An 18,002-nucleotide genomic window follows, 5' to 3' on the forward strand; every position below is an offset into this window, starting at 1 on the left:
TCCGGCGGGCGTCGGAAAGCTAAGAAGACTGCATGTATACCATCGCCCATATTTCCGACGTCCATCTCGGGCCGCTGCCGCGGCTGTCACCGAAGGAGCTGTTTTCCAAACGGATCACCGGCTTCTTCAACTGGCATCGCAACCGCCGCAAGCATCTCGGCAAGGATACGCTGGAGAACCTGCTGCTGGCGATCGCGGACGAGAATCCGGACCACCTCGCGATCACCGGCGACCTGGTCAATCTCGCCACCACCAAGGAAATCGATATCGCCGCCGACTGGCTGAAAAGCGTCGGCCCGGCGCATGAAGTCTCGCTGGTGCCAGGCAATCACGATGCCTATGTCGGCGGCGCTTACGCCAAGATCGCCAGGGCCTGGGGCGACTACATGCAGGGCGATGATCACGAGGGGGCGCATCTGGGCAAGATGACCTTCCCCTATCTCCGCAGACGCGGTCCGATCGCCATCATCGGCTGCTCATCGGCCATTCCCTCGCCGCCATTTCTGGCGATCGGCTCGTTCGAGGCGAAACAGGCGCGCAAGACCGCCGAGCTTCTACGCCAGGCAGGCGAGGAAGGGCTGTTCCGGATATTGATGATCCATCATCCGCCTGTTCGCAACGCGGCCCCGCGCCACAAGCGGCTGCTCGGCATTCGCCGGTTCCGGGCAACGATCGCAACCGGCGGCTGCGAACTGGTGCTTCACGGCCATACCCATCTCAACACCGTGAATTTCATTGAAACCCGAAAGGGCAAGACGCCGGTGATCGGCATCGCCGCCGCAGGCCAGGGCGCCAACGGCAAGAAGCCGCCGTCCGGCTTCAACCTTATCTCCGTCAGCGGCAGGTCCGGCTCATATGAAATGCAATGCCGCCGCCACGCTTTGAGCGCGGCGAGCGGCCTCATAGAACCGGAAAGCGAATTCAGCTTCTCTTATACCAAAGACCGTTGATTGGCCCTTCGCGTTACACCGCGTCCTCGTGCACGGGGGTCCGGCGCAAAGCCGGGGTAGCGCTGGCATCAACGATAGCGTTAACGTTGAACCGGACGGCATTGCGCAGTTTCAGGCATTCATTCTGGCCTATCCCGTCCCAATCAAGGCTGCGCTGCACGACGTGGCGACAAATCTTGAAATAATGTGCCTGGCCGAGAAGGGTAAAGGTCAGGATCGCCAGATCCTCGCCATTCTCGTCACGTCCGGTGGCCCGCGCCAGCAATTGCCGCAAGTGCTTGTTCAGCGGCTCGATAAACTCGTTGAACAGAAGGTCGAAAGCCTCGCTTGGAAGCGCGATATAGCGCATGATGAAGGCCGAGATCTCATCCTGGTCGTAATTGGGCGTCAGGGGCTGAACCAGACGCACCATCAATTCGACCAGTTCTTCCCGTGCCTCGGTCGGCGTCATCTTCGCCGATATCGGCTCCAGCATCGCACTGCCGATATTGTTCTTGGCAATATCGATCACGTAAAGTGCACAGGCGCGCATCAACCCGGGCTTGCCGCCGAAATGGTAGGCGATACTGCCAATATTCGCGCCTGAAAGTTCCGCGATTTTACGTGTGGAAACAGCGTTATAACCATATTCTCCAAAAAGCCGGAGGGCCGCGGCGATAATCGCCTGCCTCGTTGCTGCTGCACCGCTCTGATTTTCGATCATGGCTCTGTTTATTACTCTGTTTCTGGCCAAACGTTGATCATAGAATTAATTCTCCCCTTCATTCTATTTTCTGTTTGGCAGGCAAGATAAAGCAACGTGCCCGCAAGCGCCAGCCATATTTCAGCCATATTTCCCAAGCTGCATGGCTGGACCTGCTGCAACAGAAGGTTGCGATCCAAGTAAATTCGCTTTCCGACTGGGGAAACGCTGCAGGCCCCTTGTTTCCGCCATTTACACAAGGCAATATCGCGCCTGCATGCGGGCCGGCGAAGGGGTTGACCGGCCATTATTATATCGCGTATGCGATCGAGAGTTTCAAGGTCGTTATGGATTCCGCAGTCATCAAGAGCAGACCGAAAAGGGCAGCCGGCCGTCGCCGCTGGATGGCGGGCGCGGCCTGCGCGGTATTTCTCGGCATCGGTGTGGCCGTGGGCGCCAGCCTGTCGCGGGATTCCGGCGCCTCCCACGTTGTCGATCTTTCGCTCGACCAGTCGAACGACTGGATCGATGACGTCTGTGCGAGCTTCAGGGTCTTCGGCCGGAAATACCAGCCCCTGGTCGATGTCGGCCCTGATGATGACGCAGCCTTTGCGGAACTCGTCCAGCGCACCATCGGCATCGACATGACGGTCCCCACTTTCGAGGAAGGCGCTTCGATCTTCGAGGGTGCCAGGGTCGTGGCGATCGACCGCGCCCCGGGCATCGAGCTGTTCTACCGCAATGCGGCCGGCGACCTGCTGTCCGTGTTCGTGCTGGCCCGCCCCGCCTCGCCCGACAATCAGGTGACGGATGTGCAGGAAACCATCCGCGACGACCTCATCGTCTCGTGGTGGCAGGGCGAACGCACGCTGGTCGCCGTCGTCGGCCCGTCTTCCGATGCCAACATGCCGGAACTGGCCCAGGCCGCCTATCTCAAGCTTTGAGAAAACGAAAGCCGGCCGCGTTGAGCGCGACCGGCCTTCTTCAGAGTCGTAAGGCGCGCGCTACCGCGCCGTCAGGACCTGGTTCGCCGCCGACACGATCGCTTCCAGCGATGCGGCGACGATATTGGTGTTGATGCCGACGCCATAGATCTTGCCGCCATCATAGGCGACCTCGACATAGGCGATCGCCTTGGCGTCGGAACCGTGGTTCAGCGAGTGCTCGGAATAGTCCTCGACCGACAGCGCAATGCCGAGATAGTCGGACAGCGCATTGATGAACCCGTCGACGGGGCCGTTGCCCTTGGCCTCGATCCGTTTGGAAACGCCATTATCCTCGATCTCCGCCGTCACCACGCGCTGGCCCTTGGCCTGGCCCTGCGGGTAGGTCTGGTGATCGACGAACCTGATGCGGCCGTTCGGCTGCTCGACATATTTTTCCATGAACACGTCGTAGATCCGCTTCGAAGGGAGCTCGCGCCCCTCTTCATCGGTGATCTTCTGCACGTGCTCGCGGAACGCCACCTGCAGGCCGCGCGGCAGGTTGATGCCGTAATCGGATTGCAGGATGTAGGCAATGCCGCCCTTGCCGGACTGCGAGTTGATGCGGATGATCGCCTCATAGGTGCGGCCGACATCCTGCGGATCGATCGGCAGATAGGGCACTTCCCACTGCGGCTTGTTGGCAACCTTGATCGCCTTCATGCCCTTGTTGATGGCATCCTGATGCGAGCCGGAAAAGGCGGTGTATACCAGTTCGCCGACATAAGGGTGACGCTCCGGAATGACCATCTGGTTGGAATATTCGTAGACTTCCTTGATCCGCTCGATATCCGAGCAGTCCAGTTCCGGATCGACGCCTTGCGTGAACATGTTCAGCGCCAGCGTGACGATATCGACATTGCCGGTGCGCTCGCCATTGCCGAACAGCGTGCCCTCGATCCGGTCCGCGCCGGCCAGAACGCCCATCTCGGCGGCGGCAATGCCCGTACCGCGGTCATTGTGCGGATGCACGGAGACGATCAGGTTCTCGCGGTTGTCGAGATTGCGGCACATCCACTCGATCTGGTCGGCGTAGATGTTGGGCGTCGACATTTCCACCGTCGAGGGCAGGTTGATGATCAGCTTGTTGTCGGCGGTCGGCTTCACAACCTCGATCACCGCGTTGCAGATCTCCAGCGCGACGTCCAGCTCCGTCCCGGTGAAGCTTTCCGGAGAATATTCGAAACGGTAACCGCCGCCGGCCTTGGCCGCCATGTCGGTGATCATCTTGGCCGCATCGACCGCGATCTGGCGAATACCCGCCACATCCTTGCCGAACACGACCCGGCGCTGCAACTCGCTGGTGGAATTATAGAAATGCACGATCGGGCGGTGCGCGCCCTCCAGCGCCTCGAATGTGCGGGTGATCAGCTCCGGCCGGCACTGGACCAGCACCTGCAGCGACACATCATCGCCGACATTGCCGTTTTCGACGCACCAGCGGGCAAAGTCGAAATCCGTCTGCGATGCGGACGGAAAGCCGATCTCGATTTCCTTGAAGCCCATGTCCAGCAGCAGCTGGAACATGCGGGCCTTGCGGTCGTGGCCCATCGGATCGACCAGCGCCTGGTTGCCGTCGCGCAGATCGACCGAGCACCAGATCGGCGCCTTCTCGATGCGTTTCGACGGCCATTGCCGATCTGTCAGATTGATCTGCTGATAGGGCTGGTATTTGTGAGCCGCGAACGGCATGCCCTTGGCGGTTGTGGTTTTCACGTCCATTTTTCCTCACTCCGGCGCTCATCCGCGCGTCCCGCGCAATGGCTGCCTTTATCTTCAATTTCAGGGATTTTTCAGGAGCGCTTGTGCCAGACGGCTTTCCGGCCGCCGGGCGCTCCTCAAAGGACCCGGCAACCGCCGTTAAGGCCGAGAAGAAGAAGCGAGTTTAGGTCGCGCAGGACGGGCGCCGCGGCAATGGCACCGCGCGTGGACTTCGCCTGAAAATTGTTCGCAAACCTGATCATGAGCGTTCCTTAGCGACATCCGCGGCAAATTGCAATCGCAAACAGCGCCTCCTAGGCGGGCTTGCGCGAACGCCTCGCCGCCCATGACTTGATGCCATGCACCAGCAGACCCGCGAGAAGGCCCCAGAAGGCCCCCGAAATGCCGAGAAAGCCGACGCCGGAGGCTGCGACCAGAAATGTGATCGCCGCCGCCTCGCGCGCGTCCGGCTCCTTGAAGGCCCCAAGCACCGCGCCGCCGAAAGCGCCGATCAGCGCAAGGCCGGCCACCGCCTCGATCAGCACCGGCGGCGCCAGCGAAACGGTTGCCACCACAAGGCCGCTGAACAGGCCAAGCACGATATAGCCGATCCCGGCGATGATCGCCGACCAGTAGCGCCGTTTCGGATCGGGGTGGGCATCCGGGCCCGCGCACATCGCCGCCGTGATTGCCGCCAGATTGACCCCGTGCCCGCCGAAGGGCGCGGTAAACAGCGTGGCGAGGCCGGTTGCCGAGAACATCCGGCCGGCCGAGGGGCGGTAATTGTTGATGTTGAGAATCGCGACGCCCGGAATGTTCTGCGAGGCCATGGTGACGATGCACAGCGGCAGCGCCAGCGAGATCGCGCCTTGAGCCGAGAAATGCGGCGTCACCCAGACCGGCGCGGCAAACGCATTGCGAAATACGCCGGACCACGCGCCCGCTTCGATATCGACGCCGAAGATCAGCACCGCCACGAAGGCGAGAAAAGCGGCCGGTACTGCCATCAGCCGGTTAAACGCGCCGACGATCACCCAGGTCGCAACGATCGGCAGCGCCAGCAGCGGCGAAAACTTCACAGCCTCCACCGGCGCGAAACAGAGCGCCAGCAGCACGCCGGCGAGCATCGCATTGGCCAGCGGCGCGGGAATGGCGGAAATCGCCCGACCGACCGGCTTCACCATGCCGGCGAGGATGATCAGCACCGCCGAGATAATAAAAGCACCGACCGCCGCGTTGAAGCCGCCGGGCAAAGCCCCGCTGGTGGCCATCAGCGCCGCGCCCGGCGTCGACCAGGCCACGCTCACCGGCATCCGCGTGACCACCGAGATGACGATGCCGCACACCCCCATGCCGATCGACAGCGCCATAAGCCCCGATGCCGATTGCGCATGGCTGGCGCCCGCGCCTTCCAGCCCCTGAAGCACGACCGAAAACGAGCTCGCGAAGCCGACAAAGGCGACCAGAAGCCCCATGAACAGGCTCTGCAGTGAAAAATCCCGCAGCATTGCGCACCCCTTCAACAACGCCGACCCGCGCCGGCGGCACCAAGCGGTTGCAGCGTAAATGGGGGTTGCAGTCAAGCCCGACGCCGACATGGCCAGTACGGTGTGAAAAGCCTTGAACTTATCCTGCAGCCTGTCGGCCTCAATCTCCCCCCTTGAGGGGGAGATGTCGCGAAAGCGACAGAGAGGGGCATAAGCCGCAAGCTCCGAACTAACGGAAAGATTTCACCCCTCTCTGCCCCTGTCGGGGCATCTCTCCCTCAAGGGGAGAGATTGTGGGCTGCTCGGCTCTTTGCACGACCACCTCCCTCAAAGCGGCATACGCAAAATACCCCACAAACGAAAAGGGCCGGCATCGCTGCCGGCCCTTTCGATTTCCGTGTTGCTCCGAAAAATCAGAGCGTGCGCGTGACGTGCTCGACGCGGAAGGCTTCGATGACGTCGCCGGCGCGGATGTCTTCGTAGTTCTCGAAGGCCATGCCGCATTCCTGACCGACCGGCACTTCGGAGACTTCGTCCTTGAAGCGCTTCAGCGTCTTCAGCTTGCCCTCGTGGATAACCACGTTGTCGCGGACGAGGCGGACGCCGGCGCCGCGTTCCATGCGGCCCTCGGTGACGCGGCAACCCGCGACCTTGCCGACCTTGGAAATGTTGAAGACCTCGAGGATCTCCGCATTGCCGAGGAAGGTCTCGCGCCGTTCCGGCGAAAGAAGACCCGACATCGCCGACTTCACGTCATCCACCAGGTCGTAGATGATGTTGTAGTAGCGGATCTCGATGCCTTCCTGCTCGGCAAGCCGGCGGGCCTGCGCGTTGGCGCGGACATTGAAGCCGATGATCGCCGCATTGGAAGCTTCCGCAAGCGAAATATCCGACTCGGTGATGCCGCCTGCCGCCGCATGGACGATCCGGGCGCGCACTTCGTCGGTCCCAAGCTTTTCGAGCGCCGCAGCGATCGCCTCGACCGAACCCTGAACGTCGCCCTTGATCAGCAGCGGGAATTCCTTCAGCCCGGTATCCTGCAACTGGCTCATCATCTGCTCGAGCGAACCGCGCGAACCAGACTGGCGGGCGGCCGCCTTGTCGCGGGCAAGCCGCTGGCGGTATTCGGAGACTTCGCGGGCCTTGCCTTCGTTTTCAACGACGGCGAAGCGATCGCCGGCCGCGGGCGTGCCGCTGAGACCGAGGATCTCGACCGGCATCGACGGGCCGGCTTCCTTCACATGTTCGCCGCGATCGTTGACGAGCGCGCGCACGCGTCCCCACTGATCGCCGGCAACCACGATCTGGCCGGGCTTCAGCGTGCCCTTCTGAACCAGAACGGTCGCGACCGAACCACGGCCACGGTCGAGCTGGGCTTCGATCACCACGCCCTCGGCGGTGCGGTCGGCATTGGCCTTGAGGTCGAGGATTTCGGCCTGCAGCAGGATCGCCTCGAGCAGCTTGTCTAGGTTCTTGCCGGTCTTGGCCGAGACTTCGACTTCCAGCGTGTCGCCGCCCATGGTTTCCACGAACACTTCGTGCTGAAGCAGCGCCGTGCGCACCTTCTGCGGATCGGCGTCCGGCTTGTCGATCTTGTTGATGGCAACAATGATCGGCACGCCGGCGGCCTTGGCGTGATTGATGGACTCGATCGTCTGCGGCATGACGCTGTCGTCGGCGGCAACCACCAGAATGGCGATATCGGTCACCTCGGCGCCGCGGGCACGCATTGCCGTAAAGGCGGCGTGGCCGGGCGTGTCGATGAAGGTGATCTTCTGACCGTCCTGCTCGACCTGATAGGCGCCGATATGCTGGGTGATGCCGCCGGCCTCGCCGGAGACCACATTGGCATGGCGGATCGCGTCCAGCAGCGAGGTCTTGCCGTGGTCGACATGGCCCATGATGGTCACGACCGGGGCGCGCGGCTCCAGATCGCCCTCGTCATCCTTGACGTCGAAAATGCCCTCTTCCACGTCCGATTCGGCAACGCGCTTCACGGTATGGCCGAATTCGGTGGCGATCAGCTCGGCGAGATCGGCATCGATCACGTCGCCGGGCTTCATCATCTGCCCTTCCTTCATCAGGTACTTGATCACATCGACCGAGCGTTCGGACATGCGCTGCGACAGTTCCTGAATGGTGATGGTTTCCGGCAGCACGACCTCGCGCAGAACCTTTTCGCGCGGCTCCTGCGAATGGGCGCGGCGCATCTTTTCCTGGCGGCGGCGCATGGCCGAAAGCGAACGGCCGCGCTGGCTGCCGCCGTCCTCGTCGCCGGTAACCGCAGTTACCGTCAGCTTGCCGCGGCGACGCTCGCCGGTGCCCTTGGGGCGGGAGGCGGGTTTCGGCGCGGTGTCGGGCCTCAGCGCCTTGCCGCGCGCCGGTCCGCCTTCGCTCTCGCCTTCGCGGCGCGGCTTGCGGCCGCGCGCCGCTTCATCATCCTCTTCCGCCGTCGTGCGCGCGACAGGGCGCGGACGCTGTGCGGTCCGGCTCGGCTTGGCGTCCTCGCCCGGCGGCAGATCGGGCACGACCGGCACCTCGGCCTCGGTCGGCGTTTCCTCGACGGCGGGCGCGGGCGCTGCGGCGCGGGCCTTGGCCTCTTCCGCTTCGCGCTTGGCCTTTTCCTCGGCTTCGAGCTTCGCCCTTTCCTCGGCAATGCGGGCCTCTTCGGCCTCGCGCTTGCGGCGTTCGGCATCCTCGGCCTCGCGCTGCTGCGCCATCACCAGCGCGCGGCGGCGGGCATCCATCTCCCCCTGGGAGAGATCGTGCAGCACATTGCCGCGCTGGCGGTTCTGGCCGCCACGGTCGGCATTACCCCGATCCTGGCCGCGATCCGGCTGACCGCCGCGCTGGCGGTTCTGCGCGCCCGGCCGCGAAGGCTGGCCCTTGGGGTGGTGCGTCGGCCGGTCATCGTTGCGGCGGGTCTCGCCCTGGCGCGGCTGGGCGCTCTGAGAAGCCGGCGCGCGCGATGCTGATGCTGCTGCTGAAGTGTCTTCGCCGGGCTTGTGGATCCGGCGTTTGCGTGTTTCCACCACGACCGCCTTGCTGCGACCGCGGCCCATATCCTGGCGCACGGTGCCCTGGCTCACACCCGACGGCTTCAGCTTAAGCGTCTTCTTGCCTTCATTGTCGAGTGTCTTGTCGTCTTTACTGTCCGTCATTCGGTTCCCGTTCCTTGGCGCGGGAACCATCTCCGATCGGAGACAGTATGCCCGCCCTAAAAATTCATATTATGGCGTCCGGCCAACTTCCGTGACGTCGTCATGTGTTCGTCATCGCGGCTTTTCCTTCGGTTCGGGCATCTGCCCGGTACCTTTGAAGTATCATTGCGCGCTTCACTACACCCTCACCGGCCTTTCCCGCAAGCACTGCGGCGTGTTTAAACGCATTCTCATGCAAAAGAGTGCCGATTTCGTCCGCATTGAAAGGCCTGAGCGCCGGCACCGGCGCATCGGCCTCGCTTTGATGCATGAAGGCGGTGCGGGCCTGATCCAGCTTGCGGACGCCATCCGGCGCGGCATCGGCGGAATGAAACACGGCGATCGCCACGCCGCTTCTGATCGCAAGGTCGACCTTGGCCGAGCCCGTCACGAATTCCCCCGCCTTGATCGCCATGTTGATCATACCCGCCAACTGGCGCGCCATCAACATGTCAACCATCGCGCCGAGATCGTCGGCGGCCTGAACCTTCTGCTTCAGCGCCCGGGAGAACAGGCCCTTCGCGACAGCCTTGTCGACGGCCCGACGTTCCGCGACGACCCAGCAGCCGCGGCCGGGGAGCTCGCGCTTCAGGTCCGGCACGACCTGCCCGTCGGGGCCGGCGACAAACCGGATGAGTTCATCCGAATCGCCGGCCTTGCGGGTTACGATGCAGGTGCGCTCGCTCATCGCCTCAGCCTCGACCGCTTTGCGGGGCGAGGTCACGACTTCGAGAATACGCCGCTCAGATCGTCAGCTGCCGGCTCCTCGTCGCCGCCCTCGACCTCTACTTCCTCTTCCTCGGGAAGGTCGGCGGCGAGGTCTTCCTCGGTGATCCAGCCTGCAGCGAGACGCGCCTGCATGATCATGTTTTCCGCTTCGACGCGCGACAGCGCGAAGGACGACAGCGTGCCGTCGAAACGCTTGGTCTGGCCATTCTGACGCTCGGTCCAGCCGATCAGGTCGTCGGCGGCGCAGCCGGCGAAATCTTCCATCGTCTTGATGCCTTCCTCGCCGAGCGCGACCATCATCGCCAGCGTCATGCCGTCGATCTGGCGCAGGTCGTCGGAAACGCCGAGTTCCCGGCGCTTCTCGTCCAGTTCGGCATCGAGACGCTCCAGATGCTCGCGGGCGCGCATCTGGATTTCCTGCGCGGTTTCCTCGTCAAAGCCCTCGATCGAGGAAATTTCGTCAAGGTCGACATAGGCCAGTTCCTCGATGGCCGCGAAGCCTTCCGAGGCCAGCACCTGACCAACCATCTCGTCGACGTCCAGCGCATCCATGAACAGCTGCGAACGCTCGTTGAATTCCTTCTGGCGGCGCTCCGATTCCTCGTTCTCCGTCATGATGTCTATGTCCCAGCCGGTGAGCTGCGAGGCGAGACGGACATTCTGGCCGCGGCGGCCGATCGCCAGCGAAAGCTGGTCGTCCGGCACCACGACGTCGATGCGCTCGGCATCCTCGTCCAGCACCACCTTGGCGACCTCGGCCGGCTGCAGCGCGTTGACGATGAAGGAGGCCGGATCTTCCGACCACGGAATGATGTCGATCTTCTCGCCCTGAAGCTCGCCGACGACCGCTTGGACGCGCGAACCGCGCATGCCGACGCAGGCGCCGACCGGATCGATCGACGAATCGGACGAGATCACGGCGATCTTGGCACGCGAACCGGGGTCGCGGGCAACCGACTTGATGGTGATGATGCCGTCGTAGATTTCCGGCACTTCCATGGCAAACAACTTGACCATGAACTGCGGATGGGTGCGCGACAGGAATATCTGCGGACCGCGCTGTTCGCGGCGGACGTCATAGACATAGGCGCGGATGCGGTCGCCGTAGCGCGGCACTTCGCGCGGGATCATCTCATCGCGGCGGATGATTGCCTCGCCACGGCCGAGATCGACGATGACATTGCCGTATTCGACGCGCTTGACCGTGCCGTTGACGATCTCGCCGATGCGATCCTTGTATTCGTCATACTGGCGATCGCGCTCGGCTTCCCGCACCTTCTGGACGATGACCTGCTTGGCCGACTGAGCGGCGATCCGGCCGAAATCCATCGGCGGCAGCGGATCGGCGATGAAATCGCCAAGCTTGGCTTCCGGGTTGCGGTCGAGCGCCAGCGCCAGCGGGATCTGGGTGCTGTAATCCTCGGCTTCCTCGACCACTTCGAGCAGGCGCTGCAGGTGGATTTCGCCGGTCTTGGGATTGATGTCGGCGCGGATATTGGTTTCCGATCCGTAGCGCGACTTGGCCGCCTTCTGGATGGCGTCGGCCATGGCGGTCAGGACGATCTCGCGATCGATCGATTTTTCCCGCGCCACCGCGTCGGCGATCTGCAACAGTTCCAGCCGGTTCGCACTTACTGCCATGTTCCTGTCTCCATTCTTGTCTGCGAGCCTCGAGGCTTCGCGAAATTGCTGTCACGCCTGCGCGATAAAAGCTGCGGTCGGGCGGTGTTCAATTCTCTTCGGTGTCTTCGACACCATTGTCTTCGTCGTTTTCGTTGGCGGCCTTTTCCTTGGCCAGCTTGTCGGCGCGCAACGCCTCGCGGATCAACTCGTCCGTCAGGATCAGCTTGGCATCGGAAAGCGCCGAAAACGGGATCGTGACCTCGCTTGGCTCGCCATAGGCGACGCCGTCGCGCAGAAGCGTGAAGCCGTCATTGTCGGCCTCGACGATGCGGCCGCGGAACCGCTTGCGCTCGCCGATGAGCACAGAGGTCTCGCATTTAAGCAGGTGACCCTTCCAGCGGTAGAAATCGGACTTGCGCACCATCGGCCGGTCGATGCCGGGCGAGGAGATTTCCAGATGATAGGCGCGGTCGATCGGGTCCTCGACATCGAGCACCGGAGAGACCGCCTTGGACACTTCCTCGCAGTCCTCGACCGTCATCGTGCCGTCGAAACGCTCGGCCATGATCTGCAGCGTCAGCCCGTTCTGGCCGGAGAGATTGACCCGCACCAGCTTGAAACCGATATCCTCCAGAACAGGCTCGAGCATATCGGCAATCCGCTTCTCGACGCCGGTTTCCACGATAAGCCGTTCTTCTCTTGCCCTATCATCCATGTTTGTCAGCCATGTTCCTCAAATCTGTCCCATCAGGCTCCCGGCGCCTGGCGGCCGCGCCAAACAAAAAAGAGCGGGTCCGTGCGGCCCCACTCTTCATCTGACGATCAAGAATTTGAGCCCTAGATAACCTCACGAAGGGAAAATTGCAAGTTTTATCGCGGCCCGGGCATGGAACCGACCTCGGGGGATATAGGCAACCGCCTGATTTCGGTCCTATACTTGTGGTTCGGGAGAAGCCGAAGCGAACGCAGCATCGCATCCGCCGATCGCGCTGCGCGCAAACAACAAAATGCCCGGAGGAACGACGATCCATGAACAAGGCGACACCCTCGCTTTTTGCCCCGTTTGCGCATACCACCTTCCGCAATATCTGGTTTGCCTCGATCGCCTCCAATCTCGGCACCAACATCCAGAATGTCGGCGCGGCCTGGATGATGACCTCGATCTCGAATTCGGAAAGCATGGTGGCGCTGGTTCAGGCCTCGACCACGCTGCCGGTGATGCTGTTCGCGCTGGTCGCCGGCGCGATTGCCGACAGTTTCGATCGCCGACGGGTGATCCTCGCCGCCCAGGGCTTCATGTTCGCCGTCTCCGTGGCGCTGGCGCTTGCGGCGGTTGCCGGCGTGATCACGCCGTGGATGCTGCTGGCCTTCACCTTTCTCATCGGCAGCGGCAATGCCCTCAACAACCCGTCCTGGCAGGCTGCCGTCGGCGATATGGTGCCGCGTTCCGACGTCCCCGGGGCGGTCACGGTCAATTCCGTGGGTTTCAACATTACCCGCAGCGTCGGCCCGGCCGTCGGCGGCACCATCGTCGCGATCGGCGGGGCGGCGGCGGCATTTGTTGTGAACGCGCTGAGCTATCTCGGCCTGCTGACAGTGGTCTTCCGCTGGAAATTTGTGCCTCCGGAAAACCCGCTGCCACGCGAGAAGATGACCACCGCCATCGGCGCCGGGTTGCGCTACGTGTTCATGTCGCCCAACATATTGAAGGTGCTGCTGCGCGCCTTCCTGTTCGGCCTTGCCACGGTTTCGGCGCTGGCGCTGCTGCCGCTGGTGGCGCGCGACGTGATCGCCGGCGGGCCGCAGACATTCGGCATCATGCTCGGCGCGTTCGGCATCGGCGCGATCGGCGGCGCTTTCGCCAATGCAAGGCTGAGAGCCGCACTTTCCAACGAAGCGATCATCCGCGCGGCCTTCCTGGTGTTCGGCGCGAGCGCGGTGGTCATGTCGCTTTCGACCTCGCTGATCATCGACTGTCTGGCGCTTTTCTTCGCCGGCGCTTGCTGGGTCATGGCGCTTTCGCTGTTCAACACGGTGGTGCAGCTCACAACGCCGCGCTGGGTGGTCGGCCGGGCCCTGTCGCTCTACCAGACCGCTGCCTTCGGCGGCATGGCGGGCGGAAGCTGGCTCTGGGGTTATGTCGCCGAAAACCTCACCATCACCCATGCCTTCCTGGCCGCGGCGGGCGTCGCGGCCTTCGGCGCGGCAGTCGGCTTCGTGTTCAAGATGCCGGCCTTCGAAAGCCTGAACCTCGATCCGCTCAACAGGTTCCGCACGCCGGAGCCCGCCCTTGGCCTCGTCGCCCGCTCCGGCCCGATTGTGGTCGAGACCCGCTTCGTGATCGCGGCTGAAGATACCCAGGAATTCCTGCGCCTGATGGTCGAGCGCCGCCGCATCCGGCTGCGCGACGGCGCGCGCAAATGGGCGCTGATGCGCGATATCGAGGAGCCCGATGTCTGGTTCGAGACCTATCACGCGCCCACCTGGGTCGATTATGTGCGCCACAACCAGCGCCGCACCCAGGCCGATGCCGACAATTTCGACCGGTTGCGCGAACTGCATCGGGAAGACGGCATGCCGCGGGTCCGGCGCATGATCGAACGCCAGGCGATCCCGCCGCGCGACACCATCTTCAACCGCCCCTACGACGCGCATCATCATCATCATTGAAGGGGAAGTATGAGGGCGGCCTTCTCCATCAGCTTCGTTGGGCTTTGGTGTGGGTTGGAGACCTCGCAACCCACAATCTCTCCCCTTGAGGGAGAGATGCCCCGACAGGGGCAGAGAGGGGTGAACCCTTTCCGGGAGCACAGAGCGTGCGGCGTATGCCCGATACCCCTCTCTGTCGCTTTCGCGACATCTCCCCCTCAAGGGGGGAGATTGATTGAGGGCTATGCGGCCACTGCTTCAAGCAATATCTGCTTCAGCACAAATCCCGGCAGCCCTGAAACTACCGCAGCAATTCGTTCTTCAGCGCCGGCGTCGGCCAGCAGGTCTGGCTGACGCGGTTTTTCGCCTGCCAATCGCCGATCGAGCGCCGGGTCTTGAAGCCGACAAGACCGTCCGCGCCGCCGACGTCATAGCCCATGCCCTCGAGCTTGCGCTGCATGGCGGCGACGTCGGAGCGCAACAGCGTGCCGGTGCGCTGCCAGGGCTGGGCAAAGGCGCCCATGCCGTACTGGATGCGGTCGGCGAGATTGCCGACAAAAAGGGCGTAGAGGTCGGAATTGTTGTATTCCTTGAGCACGTAGAAATTCGGCGTGACGATGAATTCAGGCCCGTAGCGGCCTTGCGGCACCAGCATCATGCCCGGCTTGCGCAGTTCCTCGGCGGGAAAGGCCTTGCCGTTGACGCGGGTGATACCCTGCTTGGTCCAGGCCGAAATCGCCCGGGCATTGTCAGGCCCTTCCTGGGCGCAGGAGACATTGTCAGGGATCACCGCCTCATAGCCCCAGTCGCGCCCGCGTTCCCAGCCGTCGCTTGCCAGATGCTTGGCGATGGTGGCGAGCGAATCGGGCACCGAGTCCCAGACGTCGATAACGCCGTCGCCGTCGAAATCGACGGCATAGTTCATGAAGTTGGACGGCATCAGCTGCGGCTGGCCGAAGGCGCCGGCCCATGACGCCTTGCGCTTGTCGAGCGGGGCAGCCCCGCTCTGGATGATCTGCAGCGCGGCGATGAATTCGCGCTGGAACATCTGCTGGCGCGAGCCGGTCATGAACGCCTTGGTGCCGAGCACCTGGAGAATGTCGTATTTTTCCTCCGCCGCGCCATAGCCCATCTCGCGACCCCAGATGGCGAGCACGATGCGGCCCGGCACGCCGTAGCGCGCCTCGATCCGGTCCAGTACCGGCTTGTACTGATTGTAGAGCTGGCGTCCCTTGACCGCGAGATAATTGAGATTGTTCTCGCTGAAATAGGGGCCGGGCTCGGAGAACTCCGGCTGCGTCTGCTTTCGCTGCGCCGGCGGCTTGGTGCCGGGTGGTACGAGGTCCGGCAGCGACCAGTTGATCGAAAGCCCCTGCGTGACCCGGTCATAGACCGAAGCCGACACCCCGGAACGAAGCGCCGCCTGGCGCATGTCGCTGGCAAGCCAATGGCTGAACTGACGGTCGACGGTCGCCCTGTCATAGGCATTGGCGACCGTGGAGAAACCCGCGCCCGCAAGGAAGGCGAGCGCGATCGCAAACACGGCGCAGAGAATGCGGACGGCCATAAACGGGCGTGATCTGTTCATTCAGGCTTCTCCTTTTCGCGCGGAGTCTCGGGCATCAGGGTTACCGAATGATAAATCAATTATGGCCGCATCTGGGCATTACGATGGCGTTTATGGCTCTCAGGCCCGTCCCGCCTCGACATCGGCGCCGAAGTCGTTTGTCTGTTCCTGCCCGGGCTTGCAGTACCAGTAAAGCAGAACGAACAGGCCGATCACGGTGAAGCCGATAAGCTGCCACCAACCGCTGCGGCCGACGTCATGAAGCCTGCGCGCGGAGATCGCGATCGACGGAATCAGGGTCGCCAGGTTCCAGAGCCCCTGCAGATAGCCGACCTTGCCGAACAGGACCGAATCAATTCCGCCGAGAACGCCGCTGATGATGATGGTCCACAGCACCCAGAACCAGAACGCCCCGCGCGAGGACCGTCCGCTGAAAAGGGCATAATTCTTGAACGTAAGCTGAAACGCCTCCACGAAACCGACATTGCGGTGATCGCGACCGACGATCGAAGTTGGTGATTCCGACATGATTTTCCCCTGTTGTCCCGGCATCAGACTACGCCCGGTGCGCAACGAGCGCAATAAGCGCGCATTGGCCATCGTGCGGCTCCGTTCTTCCCAAGCCCGCCGTCTTCGGATAGGAAGCACGTGACCGTCGCACCGGCCCCTCGCCGCCCGCGGCCGCACTGCCCTTGTCGTCAATTTTGAGGTCGGCTGAAACTCATGACTATCGGTTGGATCGAGGCCGCCTTTCTGGGCCTGCTGCAGGGGTTGACGGAATTTCTTCCGATCTCCTCAAGCGCGCATCTGCGCATCGCCGGCGCATTCATGCCATCGGGGGCCGATCCCGGCGCGGCATTCACCGCCATCACCCAGATCGGCACCGAACTCGCCGTGCTGGTCTATTTCTGGTCCGACATCATGCGGATCGCGAAGGCATGGCTCGGCCACAATCTCCGGCTCGGCAGCGGTTACGACAGGGCCGATGTGCGCATGGGCTGGCTGATCATCATCGGTTCGCTGCCGATCGTCATTCTTGGCCTTCTGTTCAAGGACGAGATCGAGACCTCGCTGCGCAATCTTTACATCACTGCCGCGATGCTGATCATCTTCGGCATCGTCATGGGGATCGCCGACCGGATCGGCGCCAAGCGCGTCCGGCTGGAAAACCTGACATGGCGCGACGGCATTCTCTTTGGCTTTGCCCAGGCGATGGCGCTGATACCGGGCGTGTCGCGCTCCGGCGGCACGATCAGCGCCGGGCTGTTGCTCGGCTACACCCGCGAGGCGGCGGCGCGCTATTCATTTCTGCTGGCCGTGCCGGCCGTTTTCGGCTCCGGCTTCTACCAGCTTTTCAAGAGCATCGGCGAGGACAATCCGGTCGGCTGGGGGGCAACGGCGCTTGCAACCGCGATTGCCTTCTTCGTCGGCTACGCGGTGATCGTGTTCTTCCTGCGGCTGGTTTCGACGCGCAGCTACATGCCGTTCGTCTATTACCGGGTCGCGCTCGGCGCAGGCCTTCTGGTCCTGCTCGGGCTCGGTGTGATCAGTCCTGTTGGCTGACGGTCACCCATCATTAATCCTTCGGTGGTTAGATGGGCCGCAAACAATCACGTGATCGGGTCGTGTCGCGGCTTCTGGCCGGGCGTCGATCCATGACCTACGCGACGGAAGCCAGATGTCTACGCTCTATCACCACCCGATGTCCGCCGCCTCACGCTTCATTCGCCTGGTGATCGGCGAATATGCCTTCGAGGTCGACATGATCGAGGAGCGGCCGTGGGAAAAACGCAAGGCCTTCCTGACGGCCAATCCCGCCGGCACCCTGCCGGTCTTCGTCGATGACAATATGCGCGCGCTTTGTGGCCCGTTCGTGATCGCCGAATTCATGGACGAGACCCATGGCGTGCTGCAGCGAGAACGCCGGCTACTGGCGGAAGAGCCGTTCCAGCGCGCCGAAATTCGCCGGCTGACCGAATGGTTCCTGCTGAAGCTCGAACAGGACGTCACCCATCCGCTGTGCCGCGAGCGGGTCTACAAGCTGCAGATGAGCACCGAATATGGCGGCGGCGCGCCTGATTCGCGCGTGCTGCGGGCGGCCCGCGCCAATATCCGCCAGCATATGAAATATGTCGCCTGGCTTGCCGGCAGCCGGGGATGGCTGGCGGGCAAGCGGATGAGCTATGCCGATCTTGCCGCCGGCGGCGCGATCTCCGCGCTCGATTATCTCGGCGAAATCAACTGGGACGAGACCCCCGCCGCCAAGGAATGGTACCAGCGTCTGAAATCCCGCCCCGCCTTCCGGGCGCTGCTCGCCGACCGGGTGCGCGGCGTGGTGCCGGTTTCTCACTACGCCGATCTGGATTTTTAGGCCGCAACGCGCCACCTTTGGAGAAAGTATCACCCTTGCGGCGATGCGCGATCTGTGAAA

Annotated in this window: 14 protein-coding genes; 5 read left to right on the top strand and 9 right to left on the bottom strand. The window is 62.9% G+C overall.

Going from position 1 to position 18,002, the window contains the following annotated elements; genetic code table 11:
* Window positions 1–32: 32 nt before the first annotated feature.
* Window positions 33–950: a metallophosphoesterase family protein gene (locus Mame_RS20415; RefSeq protein ID WP_018066771.1), complete on the top strand. Its 918-nt coding sequence runs from the start codon at window positions 33–35 to the stop codon at window positions 948–950.
* A gap of 13 nt (window positions 951–963) precedes the next feature.
* Here the strand turns inward: Mame_RS20415 and Mame_RS20420 are convergent, their stop codons facing one another.
* Window positions 964–1,653 (bottom strand): CerR family C-terminal domain-containing protein, encoded by a 690-nt coding sequence (locus tag Mame_RS20420; RefSeq protein WP_018066772.1) that lies wholly within the window; start codon window positions 1,651–1,653, stop codon window positions 964–966.
* 326 nt (window positions 1,654–1,979) lie between these two features.
* Between Mame_RS20420 and Mame_RS20425 the strand changes: the two genes are divergently transcribed.
* A complete protein-coding gene (locus tag Mame_RS20425; RefSeq protein ID WP_155122158.1) occupies window positions 1,980–2,576 on the top strand; it encodes a hypothetical protein in 597 nt (198 codons plus the stop codon).
* Window positions 2,577–2,636: 60 nt separating this feature from the next.
* Here Mame_RS20425 and leuA read toward each other — a convergent pair whose 3' ends face one another.
* The 6 genes from leuA to rimP all read right to left on the bottom strand — a co-directional run bounded on the left by leuA (window position 2,637) and on the right by rimP (window position 12,070).
* Window positions 2,637–4,337 (bottom strand): 2-isopropylmalate synthase, encoded by a 1,701-nt coding sequence (leuA, locus tag Mame_RS20430; RefSeq protein WP_018066774.1) that lies wholly within the window; start codon window positions 4,335–4,337, stop codon window positions 2,637–2,639.
* Between the two features lie 293 nt (window positions 4,338–4,630).
* Window positions 4,631–5,824, bottom strand: coding sequence for a benzoate/H(+) symporter BenE family transporter (locus Mame_RS20435; RefSeq protein ID WP_018066776.1), 1,194 nt, complete (start codon window positions 5,822–5,824; stop codon window positions 4,631–4,633).
* Window positions 5,825–6,216: 392 nt separating this feature from the next.
* A complete protein-coding gene (infB, locus tag Mame_RS20440) occupies window positions 6,217–8,964 on the bottom strand; it encodes a translation initiation factor IF-2 (protein ID WP_018066777.1) in 2,748 nt (915 codons plus the stop codon).
* Window positions 8,965–9,064: 100 nt separating this feature from the next.
* Window positions 9,065–9,691 (bottom strand): RNA-binding protein, encoded by a 627-nt coding sequence (locus Mame_RS20445; protein WP_079921011.1) that lies wholly within the window; start codon window positions 9,689–9,691, stop codon window positions 9,065–9,067.
* A gap of 32 nt (window positions 9,692–9,723) precedes the next feature.
* Window positions 9,724–11,373, bottom strand: coding sequence for a transcription termination factor NusA (gene nusA / locus Mame_RS20450; protein WP_018066779.1), 1,650 nt, complete (start codon window positions 11,371–11,373; stop codon window positions 9,724–9,726).
* A gap of 88 nt (window positions 11,374–11,461) precedes the next feature.
* Entirely contained in the window at window positions 11,462–12,070 is a 609-nt protein-coding gene (rimP, locus tag Mame_RS20455; RefSeq protein WP_018066780.1) for a ribosome maturation factor RimP, read from the bottom strand.
* Between the two features lie 314 nt (window positions 12,071–12,384).
* Here rimP and Mame_RS20460 point away from each other — a divergent pair, with 314 nt between their 5' ends.
* Window positions 12,385–14,025 (top strand): MFS transporter, encoded by a 1,641-nt coding sequence (locus Mame_RS20460; RefSeq protein WP_018066781.1) that lies wholly within the window; start codon window positions 12,385–12,387, stop codon window positions 14,023–14,025.
* A 280-nt stretch (window positions 14,026–14,305) separates the two neighbouring features.
* On the opposite strand, the gene Mame_RS20465 is transcribed toward Mame_RS20460, so the two are convergent.
* The gene (locus tag Mame_RS20465) at window positions 14,306–15,592 is read right to left on the bottom strand and encodes a lytic murein transglycosylase (protein WP_162141095.1); all 1,287 of its coding nucleotides are present in this window, start codon (window positions 15,590–15,592) and stop codon (window positions 14,306–14,308) included.
* 99 nt (window positions 15,593–15,691) lie between these two features.
* Window positions 15,692–16,099 (bottom strand): DUF805 domain-containing protein, encoded by a 408-nt coding sequence (locus tag Mame_RS20470; RefSeq protein WP_018066783.1) that lies wholly within the window; start codon window positions 16,097–16,099, stop codon window positions 15,692–15,694.
* A gap of 195 nt (window positions 16,100–16,294) precedes the next feature.
* Here Mame_RS20470 and Mame_RS20475 point away from each other — a divergent pair, with 195 nt between their 5' ends.
* Entirely contained in the window at window positions 16,295–17,134 is an 840-nt protein-coding gene (locus tag Mame_RS20475; RefSeq protein ID WP_018066784.1) for an undecaprenyl-diphosphate phosphatase, read from the top strand.
* Between the two features lie 115 nt (window positions 17,135–17,249).
* Complete coding sequence (locus tag Mame_RS20480; protein ID WP_026173823.1) at window positions 17,250–17,942, top strand: glutathione S-transferase family protein; 693 nt, start codon at window positions 17,250–17,252, stop codon at window positions 17,940–17,942.
* Window positions 17,943–18,002: the final 60 nt, after the last annotated feature.

Source organism: Martelella mediterranea DSM 17316 (genome assembly GCF_002043005.1).
GTDB classification, from domain to species: domain Bacteria; phylum Pseudomonadota; class Alphaproteobacteria; order Rhizobiales; family Rhizobiaceae; genus Martelella; species Martelella mediterranea.